Source organism: Paenirhizobium naphthalenivorans (assembly GCF_007992095.1).
GTDB lineage: Bacteria > Pseudomonadota > Alphaproteobacteria > Rhizobiales > Rhizobiaceae > Allorhizobium > Allorhizobium naphthalenivorans.
In genome coordinates, this window is sequence record NZ_BJZP01000005.1 from 188,244 (window position 1) to 213,830 (window position 25,587).

26 protein-coding genes are annotated in these 25,587 nt (G+C 61.2%); 12 read left to right on the forward strand and 14 right to left on the reverse strand.

All coding sequences use genetic code 11. The annotated features are described in order from the left end of the window. Window positions 1-136: 136 nt before the first annotated feature. Window positions 137-646: a DinB family protein gene (locus tag RNA01_RS07425; protein WP_147179328.1), complete on the reverse strand. Its 510-nt coding sequence runs from the start codon at window positions 644-646 to the stop codon at window positions 137-139. 148 nt (window positions 647-794) lie between these two features. On the opposite strand from RNA01_RS07425, the gene RNA01_RS07430 reads away from it, so the two are divergent. Both RNA01_RS07430 and ndk read left to right on the forward strand, forming a co-directional pair. Further along, window positions 795-1,478, forward strand: coding sequence for a glutathione S-transferase family protein (locus RNA01_RS07430; RefSeq protein WP_147179329.1), 684 nt, complete (start codon window positions 795-797; stop codon window positions 1,476-1,478). Between the two features lie 106 nt (window positions 1,479-1,584). Further along, a complete protein-coding gene (gene ndk, locus RNA01_RS07435) occupies window positions 1,585-2,007 on the forward strand; it encodes a nucleoside-diphosphate kinase (RefSeq protein ID WP_147179330.1) in 423 nt (140 codons plus the stop codon). A gap of 90 nt (window positions 2,008-2,097) precedes the next feature. Here ndk and RNA01_RS07440 read toward each other — a convergent pair whose 3' ends face one another. From RNA01_RS07440 to RNA01_RS07460, 5 genes are all read right to left on the reverse strand, one after another. Next, window positions 2,098-2,562: a molybdenum cofactor biosynthesis protein MoaE gene (locus tag RNA01_RS07440; RefSeq protein WP_147179331.1), complete on the reverse strand. Its 465-nt coding sequence runs from the start codon at window positions 2,560-2,562 to the stop codon at window positions 2,098-2,100. Window positions 2,563-2,656: 94 nt separating this feature from the next. After that, the gene (gene moaD / locus RNA01_RS07445) at window positions 2,657-2,911 is read right to left on the reverse strand and encodes a molybdopterin converting factor subunit 1 (protein ID WP_147179332.1); all 255 of its coding nucleotides are present in this window, start codon (window positions 2,909-2,911) and stop codon (window positions 2,657-2,659) included. A gap of 1 nt (window position 2,912) precedes the next feature. Next, a complete protein-coding gene (gene pgsA / locus RNA01_RS07450; RefSeq protein WP_147179333.1) occupies window positions 2,913-3,494 on the reverse strand; it encodes a CDP-diacylglycerol--glycerol-3-phosphate 3-phosphatidyltransferase in 582 nt (193 codons plus the stop codon). A 118-nt stretch (window positions 3,495-3,612) separates the two neighbouring features. Beyond that, window positions 3,613-5,640: an excinuclease ABC subunit UvrC gene (gene uvrC, locus RNA01_RS07455; RefSeq protein ID WP_147179334.1), complete on the reverse strand. Its 2,028-nt coding sequence runs from the start codon at window positions 5,638-5,640 to the stop codon at window positions 3,613-3,615. Beyond that, window positions 5,637-6,404 (reverse strand): SDR family oxidoreductase, encoded by a 768-nt coding sequence (locus RNA01_RS07460; protein ID WP_147179335.1) that lies wholly within the window; start codon window positions 6,402-6,404, stop codon window positions 5,637-5,639. The genes uvrC and RNA01_RS07460 overlap by 4 nt, the downstream gene beginning before the upstream one ends. A gap of 363 nt (window positions 6,405-6,767) precedes the next feature. On the opposite strand from RNA01_RS07460, the gene RNA01_RS07465 reads away from it, so the two are divergent. After that, complete coding sequence (locus tag RNA01_RS07465) at window positions 6,768-7,412, forward strand: outer membrane protein (RefSeq protein ID WP_147179336.1); 645 nt, start codon at window positions 6,768-6,770, stop codon at window positions 7,410-7,412. A gap of 83 nt (window positions 7,413-7,495) precedes the next feature. Here the strand turns inward: RNA01_RS07465 and RNA01_RS07470 are convergent, their stop codons facing one another. After that, complete coding sequence (locus RNA01_RS07470; RefSeq protein ID WP_147179337.1) at window positions 7,496-8,092, reverse strand: glutathione S-transferase; 597 nt, start codon at window positions 8,090-8,092, stop codon at window positions 7,496-7,498. A gap of 44 nt (window positions 8,093-8,136) precedes the next feature. Beyond that, complete coding sequence (locus RNA01_RS07475) at window positions 8,137-8,790, reverse strand: ribonuclease T2 family protein (protein ID WP_147179338.1); 654 nt, start codon at window positions 8,788-8,790, stop codon at window positions 8,137-8,139. 86 nt (window positions 8,791-8,876) lie between these two features. Between RNA01_RS07475 and RNA01_RS07480 the strand changes: the two genes are divergently transcribed. Continuing rightward, entirely contained in the window at window positions 8,877-9,812 is a 936-nt protein-coding gene (locus tag RNA01_RS07480; protein WP_147179339.1) for a lysylphosphatidylglycerol synthase domain-containing protein, read from the forward strand. A gap of 21 nt (window positions 9,813-9,833) precedes the next feature. Here RNA01_RS07480 and RNA01_RS07485 read toward each other — a convergent pair whose 3' ends face one another. Together RNA01_RS07485 and RNA01_RS07490 are read right to left on the reverse strand one after the other, a co-directional pair. Then, the gene (locus tag RNA01_RS07485; protein WP_147179340.1) at window positions 9,834-10,238 is read right to left on the reverse strand and encodes a hypothetical protein; all 405 of its coding nucleotides are present in this window, start codon (window positions 10,236-10,238) and stop codon (window positions 9,834-9,836) included. A gap of 70 nt (window positions 10,239-10,308) precedes the next feature. After that, window positions 10,309-11,184 carry a 23S rRNA (adenine(2030)-N(6))-methyltransferase RlmJ gene (locus tag RNA01_RS07490; protein ID WP_147179341.1) on the reverse strand — a complete coding sequence of 292 codons (876 nt, stop codon included), beginning with the start codon at window positions 11,182-11,184 and terminating at the stop codon, window positions 10,309-10,311. A 57-nt stretch (window positions 11,185-11,241) separates the two neighbouring features. Here RNA01_RS07490 and RNA01_RS07495 point away from each other — a divergent pair, with 57 nt between their 5' ends. Both RNA01_RS07495 and RNA01_RS07500 read left to right on the forward strand, forming a co-directional pair. Then, window positions 11,242-13,374 (forward strand): molybdopterin-containing oxidoreductase family protein, encoded by a 2,133-nt coding sequence (locus RNA01_RS07495; RefSeq protein ID WP_147179342.1) that lies wholly within the window; start codon window positions 11,242-11,244, stop codon window positions 13,372-13,374. Continuing rightward, entirely contained in the window at window positions 13,371-13,970 is a 600-nt protein-coding gene (locus RNA01_RS07500) for an NUDIX domain-containing protein (protein WP_147179343.1), read from the forward strand. Before RNA01_RS07495 ends, RNA01_RS07500 begins: the two co-directional genes overlap by 4 nt. Before the next feature lie 86 nt (window positions 13,971-14,056). On the opposite strand, the gene RNA01_RS07505 is transcribed toward RNA01_RS07500, so the two are convergent. After that, entirely contained in the window at window positions 14,057-15,001 is a 945-nt protein-coding gene (locus RNA01_RS07505; protein WP_147179344.1) for an omptin family outer membrane protease, read from the reverse strand. Between the two features lie 244 nt (window positions 15,002-15,245). Here RNA01_RS07505 and RNA01_RS07510 point away from each other — a divergent pair, with 244 nt between their 5' ends. Then, window positions 15,246-16,034: an SDR family NAD(P)-dependent oxidoreductase gene (locus tag RNA01_RS07510; protein ID WP_170253390.1), complete on the forward strand. Its 789-nt coding sequence runs from the start codon at window positions 15,246-15,248 to the stop codon at window positions 16,032-16,034. Between the two features lie 4 nt (window positions 16,035-16,038). On the opposite strand, the gene purN is transcribed toward RNA01_RS07510, so the two are convergent. After that, complete coding sequence (gene purN, locus RNA01_RS07515) at window positions 16,039-16,695, reverse strand: phosphoribosylglycinamide formyltransferase (RefSeq protein WP_147179346.1); 657 nt, start codon at window positions 16,693-16,695, stop codon at window positions 16,039-16,041. Next, window positions 16,692-17,765: a phosphoribosylformylglycinamidine cyclo-ligase gene (gene purM / locus RNA01_RS07520; protein WP_147179347.1), complete on the reverse strand. Its 1,074-nt coding sequence runs from the start codon at window positions 17,763-17,765 to the stop codon at window positions 16,692-16,694. The genes purN and purM overlap by 4 nt, the downstream gene beginning before the upstream one ends. A 226-nt stretch (window positions 17,766-17,991) precedes the next feature. Here purM and RNA01_RS07525 point away from each other — a divergent pair, with 226 nt between their 5' ends. The 5 genes from RNA01_RS07525 (at window position 17,992) to RNA01_RS24545 (ending at window position 24,119) form a co-directional block, all read left to right on the forward strand. Then, on the forward strand, window positions 17,992-19,116 hold the full coding sequence (locus RNA01_RS07525; protein WP_147179348.1) for an AI-2E family transporter: 1,125 nt from the start codon (window positions 17,992-17,994) through the stop codon (window positions 19,114-19,116). Beyond that, complete coding sequence (gene hdaA / locus RNA01_RS07530; RefSeq protein ID WP_147179349.1) at window positions 19,117-19,830, forward strand: DnaA regulatory inactivator HdaA; 714 nt, start codon at window positions 19,117-19,119, stop codon at window positions 19,828-19,830. Window positions 19,831-19,934: 104 nt separating this feature from the next. Beyond that, entirely contained in the window at window positions 19,935-22,085 is a 2,151-nt protein-coding gene (locus RNA01_RS07535) for an RNA degradosome polyphosphate kinase (protein WP_235916494.1), read from the forward strand. A gap of 10 nt (window positions 22,086-22,095) precedes the next feature. Beyond that, window positions 22,096-23,616 (forward strand): exopolyphosphatase, encoded by a 1,521-nt coding sequence (gene ppx / locus RNA01_RS07540; protein WP_147179350.1) that lies wholly within the window; start codon window positions 22,096-22,098, stop codon window positions 23,614-23,616. Between the two features lie 191 nt (window positions 23,617-23,807). Next, entirely contained in the window at window positions 23,808-24,119 is a 312-nt protein-coding gene (locus tag RNA01_RS24545) for a hypothetical protein (protein WP_488803418.1), read from the forward strand. A gap of 42 nt (window positions 24,120-24,161) precedes the next feature. On the opposite strand, the gene RNA01_RS07545 is transcribed toward RNA01_RS24545, so the two are convergent. Continuing rightward, window positions 24,162-25,517 carry an esterase-like activity of phytase family protein gene (locus RNA01_RS07545; protein WP_147179351.1) on the reverse strand — a complete coding sequence of 452 codons (1,356 nt, stop codon included), beginning with the start codon at window positions 25,515-25,517 and terminating at the stop codon, window positions 24,162-24,164. Window positions 25,518-25,587 lie beyond the last annotated feature (70 nt).

Below are 25,587 nucleotides of genomic sequence, written 5' to 3' on the forward strand. Positions count from 1 at the left end.
CTGCTGAACGTGGTGGTTCGGGCGCGCCCGATCGCACCGGGCGATTTGCCCGGATCTCGACCACTTATTCCGACGGACCTACTCTTGCCGGTGACCGTCGCTCCGATCTTTCCATGTCAGTCCTTGCGCAACGCCGTCACAGCCACTGCTGCCCCTCTTGGCGGAGGAAGTAGATGAGGTCGAGTGTGAGGGACGGCTTGCCGAGCGCGGTGAGGGTGGCATGTGCCTGGCCGCGATGATGGGTCTGGTGGTTGAAGCAATGCACAAGCGCCGGCCCGAGCTTGTGGGCGATTACCGTGGGATTGGTGATCGGCGTATAGCTGAAGGGAGCGGCGACCCGCTCTTCCGTCAGTGTCGCGCACCAGTCGATGATGCGGCGATCCTCATCCTGACGCGCTGCCGTAAGGTCTGCCAACGCCGCAAACGGTTTTTCGTCAAGCGCGCAAGGGCTGGGGCCTTCGCCCGTGAAGCGGCGTAACCAGATACGGTCGGCGACCAGCAGATGGGTGAGGGTGAGGAACAGGGAGCCGAAGAAAGCGCCGCGATCGGCATTCAATTCCTCCGGCGTCAGTTGTTGCGCGGCGGCATAGAGGCGGTGGTTGGCCCACTCATTGTAGGCGGCAAGCATCTGAAGGTTTTGCAGCATTTCGGGTCTCCTTATCGAGTGGGCAAAGCGCAAGCCTATGGCAGAAATGATGCAGAGGGATTGATATGATCAATGAAATATCTTGATTTGATCGCGAGTGCCTGCCGCCCCACATTGGCCGTCCCCTTCAGCCTTCCGGAGAAACCTCATGTCCATCACCCTCTACTCCCTGTGCGGTAGCGATCGCGACCGTCCCTTTTCTCCGCATTGCTGGAAGGTGGTCATGGCGCTCAAGCATAAGGGGCTTTCCTATGTCGAGCAGCCGATGCCCTTCACCGCGATCAGCGAGATTGAGGGTGGAGTGTCGAAGACCGTGCCGATCCTGCGCGATGGCGATCGGTTGATCGCCGACAGTTTTGCCATTGCCCTCTACCTGGAGGAAACCTACCCGACCCGCCCGTCGCTGTTTGCTGGCGAGGGCGGCAAGGCGCTTTCTCGCTTCGTCGAGGGGTATTCGCAGACCACCATTCACCCGGCGGCCACGCGGATCGCCATCAAGCAGATCCATGACATGCTGGACCCCGAGGATCAGGTCTATTTCCGCGAGAGCCGGAAAGAACGGCTTGGCAAGACCGTCGAGGAGGTGGCGGCTGGCCGCGATGCGGAGATCGAAGCCTTCCCGGAAACACTGAAGCCTCTACGTCACATGCTCAGCCATCAGCCCTTCATCGGTGGCGCGGCGCCCTTGTTTGCCGACTTCATCGTCTTTGGCGCGCTGCAATGGCTGAGGATTGTCAGCGGCTCTATTCATCTGCCGGCCGGAGACCCGGTTGGCGAATGGTTCGAGCGCTGCCTCGACCTCTATGATGGGGAGGCGCGGCGGGTCGCCTGATGTCCTTGTGTGACGTGAGCGTGAAATTCGTCCATCCCCCTTGTTTTCAGGGCCTGACACGGCTAGAAACCGCCCACTTTCCCCTTAAGACAAAAGGACTAGACCGATGGCGATTGAACGCACCTTTTCGATGATCAAGCCGGACGCAACGAAGCGCAACCTGACGGGCGCCATCACCAAGATGCTGGAAGACGCAGGCCTTCGCGTCGTCGCTTCCAAGCGCGTCTGGATGAGCCAGCGCGAAGCCGAAGGCTTCTACGCCGTTCACAAGGAACGCCCCTTCTTCGGCGAACTGGTTGAAGGCATGACCTCGGGCCCGACCGTGGTTCAGGTTCTCGAAGGCGAAAACGCCATCCTCAAGAACCGCGAGATCATGGGCGCGACCAACCCGGCTAACGCCGATGAAGGCACCATCCGCAAGACCTACGCCCTGTCGATCGGCGAAAATTCGGTCCACGGCTCGGACGCTCCGGAAACCGCTGCCGAGGAAATCAAGTACTGGTTTTCGGACACCGAAATCGTCGGCTGAATGAAGCCTTGAGCCGCACCTCCTGCGGCGTCGATGTATAGCGAAAAGCCGGGGTCTAAGATCCCGGCTTTTCTGTTCCTGTTGGTCTGATCAGCGCCACTTGTCACGGGCGTGGTCGTCGGCATCCTTGGCCGAGACCCAGTCGCCAGCCGTCCCATCCTTGCGGTGTTCCTTCTTCCAGAAGGGAGCCGAGGTCTTCAGGTAGTCCATCATGAAATTGGCGCCGTCGAAGGCCGCCTGGCGGTGCGGGGCGGTGGCGATGACAAGTACGATCTGCTCGCCGGGCGCGATCTTGCCGAAGCGGTGGATGGCCGTGAGGCCGAGCAGGTCGAAGCGGGCGATCGCTTGCTCTCCGATGCGGCGGATCTCCGCCTCTGCCATGCCGGGATAATGCTCGAGCTCGAGCGCCGAAAGCGTGCCCGCCTCGTCGCGGCAAAGGCCGACGAAGGAGACGACTGCACCGATGTCGGCGCGGCCGTCTGTAAGCGCGCGGCTTTCGGTCGAAAGGTCGAAGTCCTGATGTTGGACGCGAATGGTGGGGGCAGGGCAGGTCATCGATTTGTCCTCAGCAACGTCTTCCGACCCGTCGCATGGCCTTCGTGCCTGCGATCATTTCACGAGGTGATGGCACTCTCTTCGCAAGAGTGTCTTACCCGCCCGTCATCGGCGGGAAAAGGCCGATTTCGCCAGCGCCGGTGAGCGGTTCGTCGTGCTCGACATGCTCCTGGTTCACGGCAACCCGGATCGCCTGGGGAAACTGTAGCGCGTTCTCGTATTCCTCGCCGAGCGTGGTCAGATAGGCAATCAGATCGCCGGCCGTCTTGACGTGGGCGGGAAGTTCAAGCTCTTCCTCGCCCTTGCCGATCCGTTCGCGCACCCAGGCGAAATAGACGAGCTTGACCATATCAATCGACCATGTGCTTCAGGCCGGCACGGAAATAGTCGTAGCCGGTGTAGATGGTCAGAAGTGCTGCGATCCACAAAAGGCCAATACCGATCTCAGTCGTAAAAGGCAGGACCTTGTCACCGGCGGGACCCGCGAGCAGGAAGGCAAGTGCGAACATCTGCGCGGTGGTCTTCCACTTGGCGATCTGGGTGACGGGAACGCTGACCTTCAGGGCCGCAAGATATTCGCGCAGGCCGGAGACCAGGATCTCGCGGCAAAGGATGGTGATTGCGGCCCAGAGCGACCAGCCGGCAATCGTTCCGTCGGCCGCCATCAGCAACAGGACCGAAGCAACCAGCAGCTTGTCGGCGATCGGATCGAGCATCTTGCCGATATTCGAGGTCTGGTTCCAGATCCGGGCGAGATAGCCGTCGAGATAGTCGGTGATCGACGCGACGACGAAGATGCCAAGTCCGGTCCAGCGGGCGAATTCCGAACTCTGCAATCGCCCCTCGACAAAGAAGCACAGGACGATCAGCGGCACGGCAACAATGCGGGCATAGGTCAGGAGATTTGGAATGTTGTAAGCGCGCGAAGCCATGATGCCCTGTCTGTCGGATGATTTTCGAGTGTAGATGACGGTTTACCGACGCGACCGTCAACACAAGATTTCTTAATTGTCAGTAAGGTGTGGAGACAAGAATGCGTTCCCCCTGACGTCAATCTGCGGCGCTTTCGTGAAAGTGATTGTAAATAAGCCTTGCGACAGCCTCGGAGATTCCCTCTACCGCGGTCAAGTCGGATACCGCTGCGCGAGAGACGGCCTTTGCCGTGCCGAAATGCTGAAGCAATGCCCGTTTGCGGGTTGGGCCAATGCCGGCGATTTCGTCGAGCGGGTTCTTTACCAGCTCTTTCTTGCGCCGTGCCCGGTGCGAACCGATAGCGAAGCGATGGGCCTCGTCGCGCAGGCGCTGGATGAAGTAGAGCACAGGATCGCGCGGCGGCAGTGTGAAATCGGGGCGTCCAAGCGCGAAGAAGCGCTCGCGCCCGGCGTCGCGGTCGACGCCCTTGGCGACCCCGATCGCGATGACACAGTCGGCAATGCCGAGTTCATCGAGAATGGCGCGCACCGCCGTCATCTGGCCCTGGCCACCGTCGATCAGGATCACATCCGGCCAGGCAGGGAAGGTGGTGTCGGCCGAATCGTCCGACGCTGTGCTGCGATCGGGCTTTCCCTCTTCCTTGAGAAGGCGCGAGAAACGGCGGGTCATCACCTCGCGCATCATGCCGAAATCGTCGCCGGGTGTGATGTCGGTCGAACGGATGTTGAACTTGCGATACTGGCCTTTCACGAACCCCTCGGGTCCGGCGACCACCATGCCGCCGACCGCATTGGTGCCCATGATGTGCGAGTTGTCGTAGATCTCGATGCGGCGCGGCACGTAGGGGAGGCCGAAGGTCTCGGCAAAGCCTTGCAGCAAGCGCGCTTGCGAGGCGGTCTCTGCCAGCTTGCGGCCGTGGGCCTCGCGCGCATTGGCGGCGACATGGTCGACGACGTCCTTCTTGTCGCCGCGCTGCGGTACGAGCACCTGCACCTTGTAGCCGGCCCGCTCGGTCAGCGCCGTGGCGAGCAGGTCCTGCTCCTCGATCGTCTCGGACAGGAGGATCTGCTTCGGGGGGGGCTTGTCATCATAAAACTGCGCGAGGAAGGTATTGAGTACTTCCGGCGGCGTCATCTGCGGGTCGGCCTTGGGGAAATAGGCCTGGTTGCCCCAGTTCTGTCCTGCACGGAAGAAGAACACCTGGATGCAGGTGAGGCCGCCCTCGTGATGGATGGCAAAGACATCCGCCTCCTCGACGTTCGCCGGATTGATGCCCTGGTGGCTCTGCACATGACTCAAGCCCGCGAGACGGTCGCGGAACACTGCGGCGCGCTCGAAATCCAGGTTCTCCGCCGCTTCGTTCATAGCCTCGGCGATCGAGGCTTTGACGTTCTGGCTCTTGCCGGACAGAAAATCCTTGGCCTCGCGCACCAGCACGGCATAGTCGGCGTCGGAGATCTCGTGCGTGCAGGGCGCGGAACAACGCTTGATCTGATGGAGGAGGCAGGGGCGGGTACGGCTCTCGAACACGCTATCGGTGCAGGTGCGAAGCAGGAAGGCCCGCTGTAGCGAGTTGATCGTGCGTCCGACGGCGCTCGCCGAGGCGAAGGGGCCGAAATAGTCGCCCTTGCGGCCGCGCGCGCCGCGATGCTTGTAGATCGCCGGCGCCCGGCTGTCGCCGGTGATCAGGATATAGGGAAAGCTCTTGTCGTCGCGCAGCAGCACGTTGAAGCGCGGCCGCAGGCGCTTGATGAGATTGGCTTCGAGCAGCAGCGCCTCGACCTCGGTGCGGGTCGTGACGAATTCCATATTCGCCGTCTCTCGCACCATTCGCGTCAGGCGGTTGGAGTGTAGCCGCCCCTGGGCATAGTTTGTCACGCGCTTCTTCAGGCTGCGCGCCTTGCCGACATAGAGCACCTCGCCGTCGGCATTCAGCATGCGGTAGACGCCGGGACTGTTCGGCAACTGCTTGACGAATTCGCCAATCAGTTCGGCGCCGGTCAGGCCCGTTTCGTTAAGATTGGTGACGCTCCAGTCGACCGCGGCGACCGAGCGCTGCGTGTCGGAAGCGGGCGCGATGTCATCGTCCTCTTCTTCCGTGCCGTCATAGAGAATGCCGCCATCCGGCAGCTTTCCTCCAGTCATTCATTGATCTCCATTGCACCCGGCAGACGCCAGGCAAGATGCTGCCCACCATCGAGGGCAATCATTTGGCCGGTGATCGACGGTGTGTCAAAAAGAAAGCGGATCGTTCTGCCGAATTCCTCGAGCCTGGGTCCGCGACCAAGCGGCAGGGCGTCGATCTGCGCGTGAAAATCCTCTTCCGTCTGTCGGGTGCTCTTCAGCGTTGGGCCGGGGCCTATGCCGTTGACGCGCACCCGTGGGGCGAAGGCCTGCGCCATCGTATGTGTGGCCGCAAGCAGTGTCGCCTTCGACAGGCCATAGGAGAAGAAGCGCGGCGTCGGTGCCAGAACGCGCTGGTCGATGATGTTGACGATCAGTCCGTTCCCATCCTCCGGCAATTGTCGCAACAGGCTTGACGCGAGGATTGCCGGGGCCCGGACGTGCAGGTCGAAATGCTGGTCGAAGATCTCGGCGTCAAAAACCTCGGCGCTGTCGTCCAGGAAGATGGAGGCATTGTTGACCAGAACGCCGATCGGGCCGAGTGCGTCGGTCGCCGCCGCCATGAGGCCGGCCGTTGCCTGCCCGTCGCGAAGGTTGGCTTGCAAGGCGACGGCGCGGCCTCCGAACGCTCCGATCTCGTCGACAAGCGCTGCGGCCTGTGCAAGCGAGTGATTGGCGTGGACGGCTACGGCGAAGCCATGATGTGCCAAGTCGAGAGCGATGGCTCGCCCAAGTCTCGCGGCCGATCCGGTGATGAGGGCTACCTTAGGAATGTTGTCGTTCATAGCAATCCGGCTTGGTCTTCTGTGGTTGTGCTTGGCATATAGGGTGCGGTGGCACGGTTTGCATAGGTATGCGTTAATTCTCTTCTTTGTGTCTTCGGGCGGTATGTTGGCTTTGATTTGAGTTTAACTTTGAAATTTCTATGTATAAATTTGTTTACACACTGTTATGGTTAATGAATTTCCTGTTGCTTTAAAGCAACATCCAATTCTTGTCACTCCGATGACACAATCAATTCACATTTCGGCTCTTTCAAGTCCGCAATTGACGTCCATCTTCAGCTCGGAACGGGCAGGGAATTACATCGATCGTTCGAGCCGCCGCTGTTTAGATTTGACGCGGCTCTGAACTGAAAGGAGACAAGTATGCGTACCCTCACTATGATTCTTCTGGCATCCGCCACGGCCTTGATGGCCTCCCAGGCTGCCAGAGCCGCCGACGCTGTCGACCAGATCCCGGAAGCTCCGGTCGCCACCGAATCCTACGCCGCTCCGGCGGGCAATTGGACGGGCGCCTATGTCGGTGGCGCTGTGACCTACGACTGGGGTCGCTTCGACGGCAGCAACTCTCGTGATGCCGATGCTGCCGGCGGTTCGCTCTATGGCGGCTACAACATGCAGAACGGCCAGATTGTCTACGGTGCAGAAGCCGACATTGGCTACAACGGCGAAAAAGGTTCGGCCGGTGCCGGTCTCGAAGGCAAGCAAGGTGTCAACGGATCGCTGCGCGCCCGCGTCGGTTACGACATGAACCCCTTCCTGATCTACGGTACCGGTGGTATTGCCGCCGCAAACCACAAGATCGAGAGCGCGACCGACAAAGACGAGAAGGCCGCAGTTGGCTATACCGTCGGCGCGGGTGTCGAAGCGCTGGTGACCGACAATATCATGGCCCGCGTCGAATATCGCTACACCGACTACGCCTCGCGTGACTTCAAGATTGACGGCGCAAATGTGTCGCGTGGTTTCGACGATCACTCGGTCAAGGTCGGTATCGGCATGAAGTTCTGATCCGCCCGATATGCGGATGTGGAAAAGCCGGGCGGAGACGCCCGGCTTTTTTGTTGTCGGCGCGAAAGCGGCGACGCCGTCGCTCAGGCCTGCGGCCGAAGATCGGGGTAGGGCTTGAAGCGCTCGGTAAATTTCCCCGGCCAGGCCGCCAGCCGGGTACGGCCGTTTTCCCACTCTCCTGGAAAGCGCAGCATCAGGTAGCCGAGCAGTGCCGCCAGCGCGAAATGGCCGCCGTGCAGCGATTTGCCGAACTTCGGCATATGCGCTTCAAGATGGTCGAGGCTGCGCTCGACCTTCGACCATTGCCGGTCGATTGCATCCTGGCTGACCAGTTCCGGTGCCCGGAAACGCTTCTCATAGACGATCACCAGCAGGCAGTCGCATATGCCGTCGCACAGTGCTTCCAGCACCTCCGCCTCGGTGCGCTTCGCGTCTTTCTTCGGATAGAGCCGCTTCTTCGCTGTCCGGTGCAGGTAGTGCATGATCGTCCGGCTGTCGAAGATCGCCCGACCCTCGTCGGTGATGAGGGTCGGGATTTTACCGAGTGGGTTGCTTCCGGTCAGTTCGATCGGATCCTCGCTGGTGTTGACCATCACTTCCTCGAGCTCGACCCCGAGGTGGCGGGCGGCCATGCGGACCTTGGAGGAATAGGGGGAGGTTGGCGAGCATAGCAGTTTCATCGATATGGTCCTCGTGGAGCTGTGGAAGTCTGTTCGCCGCAAACCTAATTCTGCGGCGGAACGGAAATCAATCGTTGGCGGCAACCGTTTCTGTCAATCTCGGGGCATTTGCGGAACTGAAGGTCCTTCGTCAGGCAGATCCGCACCTCGTCCAGTTTGCCCGCCTGGCAGGTGACGGCGACCCCCTGCGGGCTCAAGTCGGGATTGGCGCGAATGATCTGCCGTTCCAGCTCGATGGGAGAGATCCGCGTTTCCCGCGCGGATCGCTTCAGAGGCGTGGGCAGTTGCACACGCTCGAACGCGGCACGGATTGTGGAGAAATAGTCTCCCTGGCTGAGGCCGGAACAAGTGCCGTGCTTACGCCATTCGTGGCCAATGAGACCCATCGACGGCATAATATCCAAATAGGCCCGGCCAAGGCTTGATGACACGCGTTGTGGCTGGTCGGTCGGGCAGGATTGCGGATAGCCGCGCTCGTATTGCGGCCAGAGCCCGTGCACGACCAGGCCGTAATGGCGCAAGGTTCCGCACTGTTCGCGATTGCGCGCGCCGTCCGGCGATGCACAGAAGGTCGGAGACCAGGAAAGAGAGAGGACGTAGAAATCGAAATCGCGCGTCTGTGCTCTCGCGCCTGTCGCCTCAAGCCAGGTCCCAACACTGAACAATAGTATCATTCCGACGCGCAGGGATTGAAGCATTAACTCTTCATCCCCAGACTAGGGCGGTCGCCGGCAAGGTGGTGACAGCTTGTTCTGTTTCGAGGAGAAAAGATCGGCAAGACTGGATGACCCTGAAGAAATTTTTCTGGCCGGTGATCGGTGCTGCAACGATAGCGGTTTCCGGCTGGCTTCTCTACAAGGAATTACGCGGGCTGTCACTTGACGACCTGCATCATAGTTTGGCGCAGATACCTGCCCACGGTTGGGTGATGGCTGGTCTTTGCTCGCTGGTGGCCTACGCAGCACTTGCCGGCTATGACCGCATCGCGTTGATGCATCTCGAGCGCAAGGTCGGCTGGTTGTTCATCGCTGTCAGTTCGTTCACCGCCTATGCCCTGTCACACAATGTCGGTGCTTCGGTCCTTTCTGGCGGCGTGGTGCGTTATCGGGCCTATACGTCCAAAGGGCTCAGCGCCCGCGAGATTGGTGGTCTGATCGCCCTTTGCTCCTTTACCTTCCTGCTCGGTGCTTTGCTTCTCGCTGGCCTTGTGCTGGTGCTTGAGCCCGATATTACCGAACGATTCGGTGACCTCTTGCCGATCGGCGCTTCGGCTGCGACCGGCTATGCCATCCTTGGCCTTGTCGGCCTTTATGCGCTTGCCAGCCTGCTGCGGCTTCCTCCGTTGCGCATCGGTTCGTTCCAGATAACCTATCCAGCGCCGCGTGTGGTGCTGCCTCAACTGCTGGTCGGACCGATGGAACTGATCGGTGCCGCCGGCATCATCTATTTCGCCCTGCCTGAGGTGGGTAATCCCGGCTTCGTCGTCGTCCTTGGCATTTTTCTGGTGTCGTTCTCTGCGGCCCTGATCTCGCATGCACCGGGCGGGCTTGGCGTGCTTGAGCTCGTCTTCGTCATGGGGTTGCCGGATCTGGAACAGGCGGATGTGATCGCCGCGCTTCTGGTGTTCCGGCTTTTCTATCTGCTGATCCCGCTGGCAATCGCGCTCATGGTCGTTCTGCTCTTCGAACGCACGCAGTTCCACGCCGACCAGGAGTCTTAGGCGTCGGGAGGCGAGTGCTTTTCAGCGCAGTGATTTGCAGCGGGCGCCATAGACGTGCCAGGGGTCGAGACCGCTGACGCAGAATTCGACCGACGAGCCGAGGCCGGCGAAGCCCCAATTGTTCTCGATCAGATACCAGACTTGGCGGCGCGCGCCGTCGGTCGTGGTGATCTTCGCATGACAATAGCGCCGCTCCACCCGATGGGTTCCGTCACGCGTCTCGAGCCTGTTCTCGGAAATCATGCCGTATTCGGCAATCGACAGGTCGAGACCGAGGAAGCCGCGCATGTTCGCGGCAAACCGCCCGGAAACGGTGCCGGTCACCTGCTCACAGGACGGTGTGCCGGCGAGGGCCTGACTTTCTATGGCAAGAAACAGAAAGGCGGCGAGCGAAAGCGTGGTGCGGATCAGCAGGCGGGTGGCCATGGATGCTCTCCTTCTTTGCCGTCAGAATGTTGGCAAAGCCGTGCGAGGTCAAGCGCGTGGTGCGGAGGCTCTAGTCGCGCTGCCGCTCCGCCTCGGTGGTCTCACCCCTTAGCCAGAAGCACCGATGCGAGGCATAGCGATCCTGCGCCATCACACGCTTCAGCTCAGGAAGGGCCGCATGCAACTCGTCCTTCAGCGTGAAGGGCGGATTGACGATAATGAGGCCGGTGCCGGAAAGCCCCGTCAGGTCGCGGTCGCTTTTCACCGAGAGTTCGGCGCAGAGGATCTTCGGGATCTCCAGCGCCTTCAGGGCTTCGTGGAACGCGGCGATCGGTGCGCCCCTCTTGATCGGATACCAGAGGCAGTAGACACCGGTCGAGAAGCGGCGATAGGCGCGGGCCAGCCCGTCCACGATACGTTCGTACTCGCCCTCCAGTTCGAAGGGCGGATCGACCAGCACGATGCCGCGCTTCTCCTTCGGCGGCAGATGGGCACCGAGCGCCAGCCAGCCGTCGAGTTCTGTGACGCGCACCTGGTAGTCGCCCTCGAACAGACGGGCAAGCCGTCTACTGTCGTCGGGGTGAAGTTCCATGGCCGAAAGCCGGTCCTGTGGCCGAAACAGCATGCGGGCGAGTTTCGGCGATCCGGGGTAAAGGGTGATTTCCCCCTCGGGGTTGAGGCTTCTGACGGCGTCCAGATAGGGCGCGAGGATGGTGGCTACAGGGGCCGGAAGCTCCGCGTCGAGCAGGCGGCCGATTCCGTCGCGCCATTCGCCGGTTTTTTGCGCCTCCTCGGAGGAAAGGTCGTAAAGGCCGATGCCGGCATGGGTGTCGAGCAGGCGGAAGGCCTTGTCCTTCTGCTGCATGTAGACGATCAGCCGCGCCAGCACCGCATGCTTGAGCACGTCGGCGAAATTGCCCGCATGGTAGATGTGGCGGTAGTTCATCTGTCGTCCTGATGGGTTTGATGATTTGTCTGAATGGGGCTTTTGAGCCGTCCGGCCATGCAATATACAAAGGCCATGAACATCGCGAGCCCTATCCGAACCACTGGTCATACGGTCTGTCCGCATGACTGTCCATCCGCCTGTGCGCTCAATGTCGATCTGGGGGGCGACGGGCGGATCGGCCGCGTCCGTGGCGCCGCCGATAACAGCTACACGGCCGGCGTCATCTGCGCCAAGGTCGCCCGCTATGCGGAACGCCTCTACCACCCGGATCGCCTGCTGACGCCGAAGCGCCGCAAGGGCGCCAAGGGCGCAGGTGGCTGGCAGGAGATTTCCTGGGATGACGCGCTGGACGAGGTCGCCGAGGCCTTCGTCAAGGCGGAAGCCGCCCATGGTTCGGAAGCAATCTGGCCCTATTTTTACGCCGGTACAATGGGACAGGTGCAGCGCGACTCGATCGAGCGCCTGCGCCACGCCAAGCGCTATTCCGGTTTCTTCGGCTCGATCTGCACCAATATGGCCTGGACCGGCTATGCCATGGGAACGGGCACGCTGCGCGGACCCGACCCGCGCGAGATGGCCAAGGCTGACTGCGTCGTCATCTGGGGCACCAATGCGGTTGCCACCCAAGTCAATGTGATGACCCATGCGATGAAGGCCCGCAAGGAGCGCGGGGCGAAGATCGTCGTGGTCGATGTTTACGAGAACGCGACGATGAAGCAGGCCGACCTCGGCCTGATCGTTCGGCCCGGCACCGATGCGGCTCTTGCCTGTGCGGTCATGCACATCGCCTTCCGCGACGGCTATGCCGACCGCGCCTACATGGCGCGGTATGCCGATGACCCGGCCGGGCTTGAGGCGCATCTGAAGACCCGCACGCCCGAATGGGCGGCGGCGATCACTGGACTTTCTGTCGAGGAAATCGAGGCCTTCGCGCGGCTTGTCGGCGCGACGAAGCGCAGTTTCTTCCGCCTCGGCTACGGCTTTGCCCGTCAACGCAATGGCACGGTCGCCATGCACGCCGCTCTGTCCATCGCCACGGTGCTCGGTTCCTGGCAACACGAGGGGGGCGGAGCCTTTCACAGCAACAGCGACATCTTCCGGCTCAACAAGGCCGAGCTGCTGGGCACGGGGTATCTCGATCCGGAAATCCGCATGCTCGACCAGTCGCAGATCGGTCGGGTGCTGACTGGAGACGCCGAGGCTTTGCGTCACCGTGGGCCCGTGACGGCACTGCTGATCCAGAACACCAATCCGCTCAATGTCGCGCCCGAACAGCGTCTGGTAAAACAGGGCTTCGACCGTGACGACCTGTTCGTCGCAGTGCACGAGCAGTTCATGACGGAGACCGCCGAGGTGGCCGACATCGTGCTGCCGGCCACCATGTTCGTCGAGCATGACGACCTTTATCGTGGCGGCGGCCACAGTCACATCCTGCTTGGCCCAAAGCTCGTCGAGCCGCCGGAAACGGTGCGCACCAATCTCTTTGTCATTGAGGAACTGGCCAAGCGCCTTGGTGTCGCCGATCGCTCAGGCTTTGGCCTGAACGAGCGTGAACACATCGATCGCATGCTGTTGCCGAACGGTCTGCCCGGCTACGACGCCCTGCGCGAGGATCGCTGGATCGACTGTCAGCCGGATTTCCGTACCGCCCATTACCTCGATGGCTTTGCCCATGCCGATGGCAAGTTCCGCTTTCGCCCGGACTGGGAGAACGGCAAGGCGCCGAACAAGCCGCCGGTGCGGCTCGGCAATCTTGGCCCGGTCTCCTCGCTTCCGGTCTATCCCGACCAGGTTGATCTGATCGAACTGGCCGACGCCGCGCATCCCTTCCGCCTGACGACCTCACCGGCCCGCAATTTTCTCAACTCGACCTTCACCGAGACGCCGACCTCGCGCGAGAAGGAGGTTCGTCCGGAGGTGATGGTCAATCCGGCCGATGCCGCACGCCTGTCGATCGCTGGTGGCGACATCGTCCGTCTTGGCAACGGGCGGGGCTCGCTGCGTATCCATGCGCGGGTCACCGATGCGGTCAAGCCGGGTGTCCTGGTGGCTGAAGGGATCTGGCCGAACAAGGCGCATCTCGACGGCGAGGGGATCAACGTGTTGACCGGTGCCGACTCGCCCGCACCGCACGGCGGGGCCGCGTTCCACGACAACAAGGTGTGGCTCGAGAAGGTCGCGGAATGAGCCGCTTCGACAAGGTTCGCATCGCCATCCTCAAGGATGAGACGCTATGGAAAGGCTGGAGCCATTTCCGTCGCATCGTCTTCGACTACATCCGCCCGGACGACAGCAAGGTCAAGTTGACGTGGGAGGTCTTCGATCGAGGCGAGGCGGTGGCGATTTTGCTCTATGATCCGCAGCGCCGGGTCGTCGTCATGGTTCGTCAGTTTCGCATTCCCGTCTATCTGATGGGGAGCCATCCCTTCCTGCTGGAAGTCCCGGCCGGCTCGATGGAGCAAGGCGAGGATGCGGCCGAGACCGTCTGTCGCGAGGCGATGGAGGAGACCGGTTATCGGGTAGACCAACCCCGACATTTGTTCAGCGCCTATACCTCGCCCGGCGCAGTGACCGAGAAGGTGCATTTCTACTTCGCGCAGATCAATGCCGAGCAGAAGGTCGCCGACGGCGGCGGGCTTGCCGAGGAGCATGAGGATATCGAGATCGTTGAGGTTTCCCTTGATGCCGCGCTAGCGATGGTCGGAGACGGCCGCATTTGCGACGCCAAGACCATCATGTTGCTGCAGTGGGCCGCTCTCAATCCGGCAGCACTATCGGCCTGAAACAGAAAGGGTCGCGGGCGCGCAAGAGGGGGGCGTCCGCGACCGTGCAGACAGCGTTGTCAGCTGTCTGCGGGGGGCTCTGCTTATCAGAAGGTGCCCTTCAGGCCGAAGGAGATCGACATCGCCTGATAGGTCGCGCCAGCGGAATCCGACGAATGAGAATCGGCGCTTGCACCCGTGGTGTCGACGATCTTCATGTCGCCGCGTTCATGGAACACCTTTTCGAACGACCCGGTGACGAATAGCGAGGCCATCTGGCTGATCTGATAGTTGGCGGTGATGTTTGCGCCGAGCATTGGCGCGATCTTCATGCTGTCGTAGAAGCGCAGATCACGCATCCAGTGATCGTCGATGTCGTCAATGCCGAAGCTCAGACCACCCTGCAATCCGCCGCTCAGGGTCAGGGCGCCGATCGTGTGGGAGCCGTTTACGGCAAGGAAGCCGACGGGGATCTTCTGCTGGTAGCTGATGCCGCGCTCGCCGTCAGGGAAGCTGCCGACCGTGTCGCGGAAGCCGCCGCCGCTGTAGATATAGGAGCCGCCATAGGCGGTCCACTTGACGTCCGTATAACGGAAGCCGGCGCCGACATCGAAACTTGTGGTCTCGTTCTCGTAAATACCGCGATCGACCTCGATCGAGCCACTGAAATAGTGGTCGAGTTCGGTGTCGGGATGGATCGAGCGATCGGTCCAGTCTGAGATGCCGTAGTCCATCCAGTCGTAGTCGACCATGTGACCGTTGCCGCCGGTACCGACGTTGAAGGCCGCCCGGACTTTCCAGTTCTTGTCGATCTGGGCATCGGCGCCGAGCGTGTAGAGCGTCATGCCCTTGCTTTCCCAGTCGAGCTGGCTGAGCTTGTGGGAGCCGTCATAGACGAATTCCTCGGCCTTGATATAGGCAAGGCCGACGCCACCATAGACCGAGAAGGCGCCGTCCGGCGACGTGAATATATCGTCCGCTGCGAAAGCGAAGTTCGGAAGGCCAAGCGCCATCGCACCAAGCAGTGCGGTCGTGGTCAACAATCTGGTCATGCGAGAAGTCCCCATTTCGGTAAGATCGTTCAATGACCGCGACAGTACGAAAAAATGTAATGACCTCAATGGGTTGGAGAGACCACTTCTGGGCCTAGTGTCGGCCAAAAAAGGGCCCAAAAAAGGTCCTCTCTTGTGACTGTTGTGCAAGAAGCGGCAAGCACGACTTCGCTGGCCTTACGGGCATCTCTTGCGGGGGGCGGTGTTTTTCCCGATGATCACGGCCGTGATGAGGGAGATGTTGATGGCGAACGAGCGCAAATGGGCATTGATCACTGGTGCGACCGGCGGGTTGGGGCGGGCCTTTGCCGGGGCACTCGTCAGGCGCGGCTACAACCTCGTGCTGACCGCCCGCAAGGCGGATGCCCTTGAGGCCATGGCGACTGAACTGAGAGGGGAGCATGGTGCAGAAGTGGTTGTCGAGGCCGTGGATTTGGCCGAAGCGCTTGCCTGCACGCAGCTGAAACAACGGATCGATAATCGCGGCATCTTCGTCGAAACGCTGGTTGCCAATGCCGGTTACGGCATCCAGGGGCGTTTCATCGCCCGATCGCGGGATGACGAGGTCGGCATGGTCGACGTCAATGTGCGCGCGTTGACGGAGCTCTCCCATATCTTCGCCGGCGACATGGCGGATCGCGCCGGCGGGCATATCCTGCTGGTTGCCAGCACAGCCGCCTTCCAGCCTATTCCCGGCTATGCCGTTTACGCCGCGTCCAAGGCCTATGTGCTGGCCTTTGGCCATGCGCTCCATCGCGAACTGGCCCGCCGCAAGGTCGTGGTCAGCGTCACATGCCCGGGCCCCACGCAGACGCCTTTCTGGGAGCGGGCCGGACATCGGCTCAACCCGATGGCGGCCGCGGTAATGATGACACCGGAGGCGGTGGTTGAGGCGGGTCTGAACGCTCTTTACGCTGGGCGGCCGAGCGTGGTCCCGGGGGTAGTCAACAAGCTGATCACGCTGTTAACGCGCCTTTTTCCCCGCAGCCTTCTGGCGCTGGGTGCCTCATTCTTCATGAGCAACGCCAAATAGGCCCTCAGATCGAAATCAGCGTTGCCGCGGGGTCGCTGGCATAGCCGGTTCGCTCGACGCGGCCATCGGCGCCTATGCGCACCGTTCCATCGGCAAACAGACGCAAGGCCAGCGCATAGCTACGATGTTCGACGGTCAGCACGCGCGCCGCCAAGGTATCGACCGTGTCGCCGGGCAGGACCGGCACGACGGACTGGGCAAGAACCGGCCCTTCGTCCATGCCTTCGGTCACCAGGTGAACGGTGCAGCCGGCCACCATCATTCCGGCATCAAGCGCTCGCTGATGGGTGTGCAGACCGGGAAACAGCGGCAGCAGCGAAGGATGGATATTGAGGATCCGCCCTTCGTATGCCCTGATGAAATCAGCGCTCAGCAGCCGCATGTAGCCGGCCAGGCAGATGATGTCGGGCGAAAGCGCGTCGAGCGCGACCAGAATCGCGGCCTCATGCTCGGCCTTGCCGGCATAGGCGCGTCGTTCGAACGTGTAGGTCGCGATTCCGCGCTCGGCGGCCTTTACAAGCCCGCCTGCCGCCGGTTTGTCGGAGAAGACAGCGATGACCTCGGCCGGGAAATCGGGCGCGGCGCAGGCATCCGCCAGCGCCGCCATGTTCGAGCCGCCGCCGGAGATGAAGACGACGACGCGTTTGCGGGCCGTCGTCATAGGGCGAGCTTGCCTTCGTAGCGGGTTCCGGCATCACCCTCGGCGCGGGCGATCATCCGGCCAAGCGTCACGACCTTCTCGCCTTCGGCGGTGAGAACTTCGGCAACGCGGGCGGCATCCTTTTCGGCAACGACGACGATCATGCCGACCCCACAGTTGAAGGTGCGCAGCATCTCGTTCTGGGCAACGCCGCCGGTGCGCGACAGCCAGGAGAAGACCGGTGGGACACTGATGGCATTGAGGTCGATCGCGGCGGCGAGGTGTTTCGGCAGAACGCGCGGAATATTCTCGGGGAAGCCGCCGCCGGTGATGTGGGCAAGCGCCTTCAGGGCGCCGGTCTCGCGGATGGCCTTCAGCAGCGGCTTGACGTAAATGCGGGTCGGCTCAAGCAGGGCCGCTCCGAGCGACTTTTCTGTGTCGAAGGGCGCTGCTGCGTTCCAGTCGAGGCCTGACAGGCCGACAATCTTGCGCACCAGCGAAAAGCCGTTGGAGTGGACGCCGGACGAGGCGAGCCCAAGGATCACGTCGCCTTCAGCGATGTCGCCCGCCGGCAGAAGCCTGCCACGCTCGGCGGCGCCGACGGCAAAACCGGCGAGGTCGTAGTCGCCGCCCGAATACATGCCCGGCATCTCGGCGGTTTCTCCGCCGATCAGCGCGCAACCAGCCTCGCGGCAGCCAGCCGCGATGCCGCCGACGATCGCTGCTCCCTGGTCGGGGTCGAGCTTGCCGGTGGCGAAATAGTCGAGGAAGAACAGCGGCTCGGCGCCCTGGACGACGAGATCGTTGACGCACATGGCGACGAGGTCGATGCCGACCGTATCGTGGATGCCGGCGTCGATGGCGATCTTCAGCTTGGTGCCGACGCCGTCGTTGGCGGCCACCAGAACCGGATCGGAGAAGCCTGCGGCCTTGAGATCGAACAGGCCGCCAAAACCGCCGATCTCACCGTCGGCGCCCGGGCGGCGGGTGGAGCGCACGGCCGGCTTGATCTTCTCGACCAAGAGGTTGCCGGCATCAATGTCGACGCCCGCGTCGCTGTAGGTCAAACCGTTGCGTCCAGACTGGCTCATCTCGTGCCTCCGATGGGTGTCGATATTGCCGGTGGGAATTGCATGAAGAACCCGGATTTGCAAGCCGGGAGACAGGAAAAGCACGGTTTTCCGGCGTTTTTGCCGTGAGTGCCGACTGCTGTCTTATGGACGCCCTTGACCGTCCCCTGTGGCCTGACCTAACTGAGCTTTCCTGCTAGAAGAGCCGCCGGGACAGGTGGCACGGCAAGAAAGAGGACATCGCGCAATGGTTAAGCACATCAGCGGAAGCGGGCTTCGGCGGCAATTGCTTTTCTGGCTCGCCGCGCTCGCAGTCTTTGTCTTTTTCCTGATGATGTTCCGCACCATCCTTCTGCCGTTCATCGCGGGTATGGCGTTGGCCTATTTCCTCGATCCGGTTGCCGACCGGCTGGAGCTTCTAGGTCTGTCGCGCATGTGGGCGACAGTGGTCATATTGATCACCTTTATTGTCGTTTTCGTGCTGTCGCTCATGATCATCATTCCGGTCCTGGCGAGCCAGCTCAACGAGTTCATTCAACATATTCCGGGTTATGTCACGCAATTGCAGGCCTATATCACCACCTCGAACGCCGCATGGCTGCCGGGATGGCTGAGCACCCAAACCGACACGCTCAAGGAGAATTTCTCCAAATATCTGTCCGAAGGCGTTGGCTTTCTCGGTACGCTGCTGGCGCAGATCTGGAATTCGGGTAAGGCGCTCATCGATATTGCCTCATTGCTGGTCGTCACCCCGGTTGTCGCCTTTTATCTCCTGCTCGATTGGGACCGGATGATCGCCAAGGTCGACGGCTGGATCCCGCGCAATAACGTCGCGACGGTGCGTGAGATCGCAACCGAACTCGACAGCACAATCGCCGGTTTTGTGCGCGGGCAGGGCTCGCTCTGCCTGTTCCTTGGCATTTATTATGCTGTTGGCCTGTCGCTGATCGGCCTGAACTTCGGCTTGCTGATCGGCTTCCTCACTGGGCTGCTGAGTTTTATCCCCTATGTCGGCTCGACCGTCGGCCTGGTGCTGGCCGCCGGTGTGGCGCTGGTGCAGTTCTGGCCGGATTATGTCCACCTGGTCATCGTTGTCCTGTTCTTTTTCTCCGGCCAGTTCATCGAGGGCAATATTTTGCAGCCGAAATGGGTGGGCAAGAGCGTCGGGCTTCATCCGGTCTGGCTGATGTTCGCGCTTTTCGCCTTTGGCGCATTGTTCGGTTTCGTCGGCGTTCTCATCGCCGTGCCGGCCGCGGCCTCCGTCGGCGTGCTTGTTCGCTTCGCCCTGTCGAGGTATCTTCAAAGCGATCTGTATTACGGGCAGGCGCCGACTGTTGAAGGCGAGCCCAAACCTGGTGCTTCAGAGAATTAGATGCGTGAAACAATGAAGGCGGTGACTCGTCGCAAGACGGGCGAACAACTGCCGCTCGTCTTCGATCATGGCGTAGCGACCGGCCGTGACGACCTTCTGGTCTCCGACCGTCTGGCCGCTGCCGTCGCCTTGATCGACAGCTGGCCGCAGTGGTCCTCGCCGGTCGTCATCCTGTCGGGGCCGGCCGGATCCGGGAAGTCCCATCTGGCCAGAATCTGGTCGGAGCAGGCCGGAGCGACAGCGATTGATCCGGTGTCCGGCGCAAATGCGGCGCGGCAGGCGGCTGCAGGTCCGGTTCTACTCGAGGATGCCGATCGTGCCGGCTTTGATGAAGTCGAACTCTTCCATGTGATCAACAGCGTGCGCGAGCACGGCACCAGCTTTCTGATGACCTCACGGAGCTGGCCGCTGTCCTGGCCGGTGGCGCTTCCCGACCTTCGTTCGCGACTGAGGGCCGCGACCATGGTCGAAATCGGCAGTCCGGACGAGGTTCTTCTTTCCCAGGTCATCGTCAAACTGTTCGCTGACCGCCAGCTTAATATTGACGACAAGATCGTCGACTATATCGTGAAGCGCATGGAGCGCTCTTGCGCCGCAGCGCAGGAAGTGGTCGATCGCATCGACCGGCTGGCCCTGTCGCGGCGGACGAAGATCACACGGGCGCTTGCGGCGGAAGTTCTGGGCGAACTCTACGAGCCGGACGGCGTGGAGTGAACGTCACAGGATTGTCGTCAAACTGTTATAATTGCGGGTGCTCCGGTAATTGAGGGATGGCAATGGATTCTGTGGTGACTGAGACGAAGACCCTCGAGGCGATCATGGCGGAGGCGCCGGAAGATCTGTCCAACAGCCCCTTGCGCTTCATCAATCGCGAGTTCTCCTGGTTGCAGTTCAATCGGCGGGTGCTTGAGGAAACCCTGAATACCGCCCATCCGCTGCTGGAGCGGGTGCGTTTCCTATCGATTTCCGCCACCAATCTCGACGAGTTCTTCATGGTGCGCGTCGCAGGCCTCGAAGGTCAGGTGCGCGAGGGGATCACCATCAAGAGCCCGGACGGCAAGACGCCGGCCGAACAGCTCGACGATATCCTGAAAGAGATCGACAACCTGCAAATGGAGCAGCAGGCTTCGTTGGCTGTTCTTCAGCAGTATCTCGCCAAGGAAGACATCCTGACTGTCAGGCCGGCGGCCCTCTCGGAGGAGGACAGGGTCTGGCTGGAGAGAGAGTTCGAGGAAGCAATCTTCCCCGTACTGACACCGCTTTCGATCGATCCTGCCCATCCTTTCCCGTTCATCCCCAATCTCGGCTTCTCGATGGGCCTGCAACTTGAAAGCCGGCGCGCCCACGAACCGATGACGGCCTTGCTGCGCCTGCCGCCGACGCTTGACCGGTTCGTTCGCCTGCCCGACGACAAGTCGACGATCCGCTACATCACCCTGGAAGACGTGGTCGGCATGTTCATCGACCGTCTCTATCCAGGCTATGAGGTGAAGGGTTTCGGCACCTTCCGCATTATCCGCGACAGCGATATCGAAGTGGAGGAAGAGGCGGAAGACCTGGTGCGCTATTTCGAGACAGCGCTCAAGCGCCGCCGCCGCGGTTCGGTAATCCGGATCGAGGTTGACTCCGAAATGCCTGTCGCGCTCAGGCAGTTCGTTGTGCACGAACTGGCCGTCCCGGAAAACCGCGTCGCCGTCCTGCCCGGCCTGCTCGCCCTCAATACCATTTCGGAGATCGCCAAGGCGCCGCGTGACGACCTGCGTTTCGAGCCTTACAACGCGCGCTTCCCGGAACGGGTGCGTGAGCATGCTGGCGACTGCCTGGCGGCGATCCGCGAAAAGGACATGGTGGTTCACCATCCCTACGAAAGCTTCGACGTCGTCGTGCAATTCCTGTTGCAGGCGGCGCGGGATCCCGATGTTCTGGCCATCAAGCAGACGCTTTACCGCACCTCCAACGACAGCCCGATCGTGCGCGCGTTGATCGATGCTGCCGACGCAGGCAAGTCGGTGACCGCGTTGGTCGAGCTTAAGGCGCGCTTTGATGAAGAGGCCAATATTCGCTGGGCACGCGACCTCGAGCGCGCCGGTGTGCAGGTCGTGTTCGGCTTCATCGAATTGAAGACCCACGCCAAGATGTCGATGGTGGTGCGACGGGAGGACGGCAAGCTCAGAACCTACTGCCACCTCGGCACTGGCAACTATCATCCGGTGACGGCGAAGATCTACACGGACCTGTCCTTCTTCACCTGCAATCCGAAGATTGCCCACGACATGGCGAATGTCTTCAACTTCATCACTGGTTATGGCGAGCCGGAAGAGGGCATGAAACTTGCCGTTTCGCCGTATACGCTGAGGCCCCGCATCCTGCGTCACATCGAGGAAGAGATCATCCATGCGAAGTCCGGCAGACCGGCGTCGATCTGGATGAAGATGAACTCGCTGGTCGATCCGGAGATCATTGACGCGCTCTATCGGGCCAGTCAGGCCGGTGTCGAGATCGATCTTGTCGTGCGCGGCATCTGCTGCTTGCGTCCGCGTGTGCCGGGCCTGTCGGAAAACATCCGCGTCAAGTCGATCGTCGGCCGCTTCCTCGAGCACAGCCGTATCTTCTGCTTCGGCAACGGTTTCGGCCTGCCATCCGAAAAGGCGCTCGTCTATATCGGCTCGGCCGACATGATGCCGCGCAATCTCGACCGTCGCGTCGAAACGTTGGTGCCGCTTGTAAACCCGACCGTCCATGAGCAGGTTCTTTCACAGATCATGCTGGGTAACTTGATTGACAACCAGCAGAGCTACGAGATATTGGCCGACGGGACGTCGCGGCGCATGGAAGTGCGGCCCGGCGAGGAGCCTTTTAACGCGCAGCACTATTTCATGACCAATCCGAGCCTTTCGGGGCGGGGAGAATCGCTGAAAGAAAGCGCGCCGAAACTGATTGCCGGCATTATTTCCGGCAGGAAACAATAACTGGTACTTCATGACAAGATCAGAAGCGCAGGGGCGACTGCCTGGCATAGCCCCTGTCTCCGTCGTCGACATCGGCTCGAACTCGATCCGACTGGTCATTTATGAAGGCCTGTCGCGGGCTCCCACCGTCTTGTTCAATGAGAAAGTGCTTTGCGGACTGGGCAAGGGGCTCGCCACCACCGGGAGAATGGATGAAGAGGGCGTCTCGCGGGCGCTGGCGTCGCTGCGCCGGTTTCGCGCGCTTTCAGAACAGGCCCGTGCCACCGCCATGTATGTGCTCGCAACCGCTGCCGCGCGCGAGGCGCAGAACGGCCCGGATTTCATCGAGCGGGCGGAGAAGATCCTCGGCCACGGAATCGAAGTCCTGACAGGTGAACAGGAGGCGCTCTATTCGGCGCTCGGCATCGTCAGCGGTTTCCATGAACCCGACGGTATCGCCGGCGACCTTGGGGGGGGGTCTCTGGAGCTCATCGATATCAAGGGACGCGAGCTCGGGACAGGAATAACCCTGCCGCTCGGCGGTCTGCGTCTGTCGGAGACAGCCGGTGGCTCGCTGGAAAAGGCGACGGCCATCGCTCGCAAGCTTATCCGTCCGGCACCCATGCTGCCGCAGGGCAGGGGGCGGACGTTCTATGCGGTCGGCGGCACTTGGCGAAACATTGCCAAGCTGCACATGGAAACGCGCGGTTATCCGCTGCACATGATGCAGGGTTACGAACTGCCCCTGGCCGAGATCACGCGCTTTCTCGACGAAATCATAACGGGTGCCACGTCCCGCGATGCATCCTGGGGTGCGATCTCGAAAAGCCGCCGTGCGCTTTTGCCATACGGCGCGATCGCAATGCGCGAAGTGCTGGAGGTGATGAAGCCCGCCGCTGTTTCCTTCTCGGCCCAGGGCGTACGCGAGGGATATCTCTACTCGCTGATGTCGCAGGATGACCGGGCACTCGATCCGCTTCTCACAGCCGCCGACGAACTGGCGATCCTGCGGGCGCGTTCACCCGAACACGCGCGCGAGCTTGCTGCCTGGACCGGGCGGATGATGCCATTCTTCGATGTGGTCGAGACGGAGGAGGAGAGCCGGTATCGCCAAGCGGCCTGTCTGCTTGCCGACATCAGTTGGCGCGCGCATCCGGACTATCGCGGGCTGCAGGCGCTCAACATCATCGCCCATTCCTCCTTCGTCGGCATCACTCATCCGGGTCGGGCCTTCATCGCCCTTGCCAATTACTATCGTTTCGAAGGTCTGCGCGACGATGGTCAGACCGGACCTCTTGCCACGATCGCGACCGAGCGCCTGCTGGAACGCGCAAAGCTGCTCGGCGGCCTGCTCCGCGTTGTCTATCTGTTTTCGGCATCCATGCCGGGGATCGTCCACACATTGGGCTTCCGCAAGTCGGCACGTCCCGACCTCGATCTCGAGTTCGTCGTTCCGCACGCCCATCGCGATCTTGCCGGTGAACGCCTCGATGGCCGCCTGCAGCAACTGGCGCGGCTGACGGGCAAGCGGCTGACCTTCCGGTTCGGGTAGGTTTTCGCTAGGCGCTCCGATCGCTCCGCCGTCGGCGAAAAGCGACGCGGGCGTTCCATCATTTTGTCTCGATTTCGTTTAGGGCCTCTTAACTGTGTGCTTTCACAGGCAGAATAGGCCCAGATGCGGTCGTTGAGTTTGCCTTCTTTGGATGTATTTTTCCGGTATTCAACATCAAGAGGCGCAATATTATGACGACATACAGCGTGAATATTACGAACAATACGAACAACACCGGCAACTATGCGATCTTTCAGAAGCAGCCGCAGGCGAGCGATGTGTCCAGCATTGCCTGGAGGACTGGTGGAACGGCAGCGCCTCAACAGAATTCCTGGGTCGTAGACTATACTGACGCCGCTTTTCTGGCGAAAATCCCTCGGACGGAGCCAGCCACAGGCGGAAGTACTGCGTCGAATTGGTCTGCCGACGGCTTTGTGGTCTACGATCGGACTGGCGCCGGACAGTCCCTGGATGGCGGTTCAAGCACCGCATTCTATCTCTGACAACAAAGGCCAGCGACACGGATGCCGCTGGCCTTCTGCTTTTTACTTCGCGGCGAGGAATTCGCCGACTTCGAGCAGGACGAACTCATTGTCGTCCGCCTTGTCCAGCGCGCGGCCGGCGGAGAACGGCAGGTTGTTGTCATTGCCGACGACGATATGCGTCGCGTCGATGACATCGACGTCTTCGATGGTGACGAACGGCATGTCGTAGAAACCATCGCCGCCGCCCTGGCGCTTCTTGTTGTCCGGATCGGCGATCTTCATCAGGTCGATGTAGCCGATCTTGCGGGCGGCCTTGCCGACGTTTTCATCGGTCATCTCGATCTTGTAGATGCGCTTGTGCTTGGCCGGGGAGGCAAAGCAGGTCGTTTCCGGCTTCTTCGGGTCGGCGCAAGCCTTGTCGGCCGTGCCTTCGCCGTTGTCGCGCTCGATGACGAGAGCGGTCGTGTCATCGATCATGTTGAAGTCGCCGATCGCTTCGCCACCTTCCGACAGCGGATAGAGCCACGAACGACCGGTCCAGGACTTGGAGGCCACGTCGAGTTCAATGATGCGGAGGGCGCTGAGACCATCAACCTTCTCGACCGAACCGTCTTCTAGGAACAACGGACCTTCCAGCAGACCGTAGAGCCTGCCACCGTCCTTGGACATGGCAAGGCCCTCATAGCCGCCGGAGCGCTTGAGGTTGAAAGCCGGCATCTTGGCCGTTGGATTGGCCGGAACGACGAGGGTTGGATTGTCCGGCGACTTGACGGGGGTTTCGCCGACGGTCGTCGGGATCACGTCGGTGAGCTTGCCGTCCTTGGTGAATTTCAGGATGTAGGGGCCGAACTCTTCACCCACCCAGAAACCGTCAGCCGTCGGCTGGATCGACTCGACGTCGAAGTCAGCGCCGGTGAGATAACGCTGTTCTGCACCTTCCATGACGATCGGGAAGGGAGCCTTCTTGTTCGGGTCGGAGAGGAACACGGTTTCGAGGTGTTCAACCTTGCCGGCGTCCCAGTCGAACTTGATGTGATGCAGCATAAGCATCGAGTCGCTGGAGTTGATTTTGGAGCCAAAACCATTGTCGGACAGGCTCCAGAAGGTGCCGTCCTCCATCGTCTTGATGCCGGAAAAGCCCTGCATGGCCTGACCGTCGAAGGGCATGGAAAGGCCGGTGGCGCGAACGCCATCCTTGCCGGGCAGGGTGCCGATGCCTTCGGCGCGCTTGCGGTCGGCGGTGGTGAACTTGGCCGAGGTCTTCAGATGGGTCGGTGCATCGGCCGGTGCGGCAATGATCGTATTGGCTGGCAGGATGGCGTGGGAAACCAGCTTGGCCGGAAAGACGACCTCTTCGGCAAAGGCTGGAGTTGCGAGAAGAAAAAGGGATACGGAGGCAAAGAGATGATTTTTCATGGCGTCACCATTTATGTGAAAGTTCAGGACGCGGCATGGTTAGAGGCGGTTGATGTCGACCGGATTGCTG

Coding starts and splice junctions, on each gene's coding strand:
- RNA01_RS07460 (WP_147179335.1), bottom strand. CDS start 6,404: ATGAACGACAACATTCCTAAGGTAGCCCTCATCACCGGATCGGCCGCG.
- RNA01_RS07465 (WP_147179336.1), top strand. CDS start 6,768: ATGCGTACCCTCACTATGATTCTTCTGGCATCCGCCACGGCCTTGATG.
- RNA01_RS07490 (WP_147179341.1), bottom strand. CDS start 11,184: ATGAACTACCGCCACATCTACCATGCGGGCAATTTCGCCGACGTGCTC.
- RNA01_RS07545 (WP_147179351.1), bottom strand. CDS start 25,517: ATGAAAAATCATCTCTTTGCCTCCGTATCCCTTTTTCTTCTCGCAACT.
- RNA01_RS07510 (WP_170253390.1), top strand. CDS start 15,246: ATGGCGAACGAGCGCAAATGGGCATTGATCACTGGTGCGACCGGCGGG.
- RNA01_RS07525 (WP_147179348.1), top strand. CDS start 17,992: ATGGTTAAGCACATCAGCGGAAGCGGGCTTCGGCGGCAATTGCTTTTC.
- RNA01_RS07535 (WP_235916494.1), top strand. CDS start 19,935: ATGGCGGAGGCGCCGGAAGATCTGTCCAACAGCCCCTTGCGCTTCATC.
- moaD (WP_147179332.1), bottom strand. CDS start 2,911: ATGGTCAAGCTCGTCTATTTCGCCTGGGTGCGCGAACGGATCGGCAAG.
- RNA01_RS07470 (WP_147179337.1), bottom strand. CDS start 8,092: ATGAAACTGCTATGCTCGCCAACCTCCCCCTATTCCTCCAAGGTCCGC.
- hdaA (WP_147179349.1), top strand. CDS start 19,117: ATGCGTGAAACAATGAAGGCGGTGACTCGTCGCAAGACGGGCGAACAA.
- RNA01_RS07505 (WP_147179344.1), bottom strand. CDS start 15,001: ATGACCAGATTGTTGACCACGACCGCACTGCTTGGTGCGATGGCGCTT.
- purN (WP_147179346.1), bottom strand. CDS start 16,695: ATGACGACGGCCCGCAAACGCGTCGTCGTCTTCATCTCCGGCGGCGGC.
- RNA01_RS07495 (WP_147179342.1), top strand. CDS start 11,242: ATGCAATATACAAAGGCCATGAACATCGCGAGCCCTATCCGAACCACT.
- uvrC (WP_147179334.1), bottom strand. CDS start 5,640: ATGACTGGAGGAAAGCTGCCGGATGGCGGCATTCTCTATGACGGCACG.
- ppx (WP_147179350.1), top strand. CDS start 22,096: ATGACAAGATCAGAAGCGCAGGGGCGACTGCCTGGCATAGCCCCTGTC.
- purM (WP_147179347.1), bottom strand. CDS start 17,765: ATGAGCCAGTCTGGACGCAACGGTTTGACCTACAGCGACGCGGGCGTC.
- ndk (WP_147179330.1), top strand. CDS start 1,585: ATGGCGATTGAACGCACCTTTTCGATGATCAAGCCGGACGCAACGAAG.
- RNA01_RS07475 (WP_147179338.1), bottom strand. CDS start 8,790: ATGCTTCAATCCCTGCGCGTCGGAATGATACTATTGTTCAGTGTTGGG.
- RNA01_RS07500 (WP_147179343.1), top strand. CDS start 13,371: ATGAGCCGCTTCGACAAGGTTCGCATCGCCATCCTCAAGGATGAGACG.
- RNA01_RS07425 (WP_147179328.1), bottom strand. CDS start 646: ATGCTGCAAAACCTTCAGATGCTTGCCGCCTACAATGAGTGGGCCAAC.
- RNA01_RS07480 (WP_147179339.1), top strand. CDS start 8,877: ATGACCCTGAAGAAATTTTTCTGGCCGGTGATCGGTGCTGCAACGATA.
- RNA01_RS24545 (WP_488803418.1), top strand. CDS start 23,808: ATGACGACATACAGCGTGAATATTACGAACAATACGAACAACACCGGC.
- RNA01_RS07485 (WP_147179340.1), bottom strand. CDS start 10,238: ATGGCCACCCGCCTGCTGATCCGCACCACGCTTTCGCTCGCCGCCTTT.
- pgsA (WP_147179333.1), bottom strand. CDS start 3,494: ATGGCTTCGCGCGCTTACAACATTCCAAATCTCCTGACCTATGCCCGC.
- RNA01_RS07440 (WP_147179331.1), bottom strand. CDS start 2,562: ATGACCTGCCCTGCCCCCACCATTCGCGTCCAACATCAGGACTTCGAC.
- RNA01_RS07430 (WP_147179329.1), top strand. CDS start 795: ATGTCCATCACCCTCTACTCCCTGTGCGGTAGCGATCGCGACCGTCCC.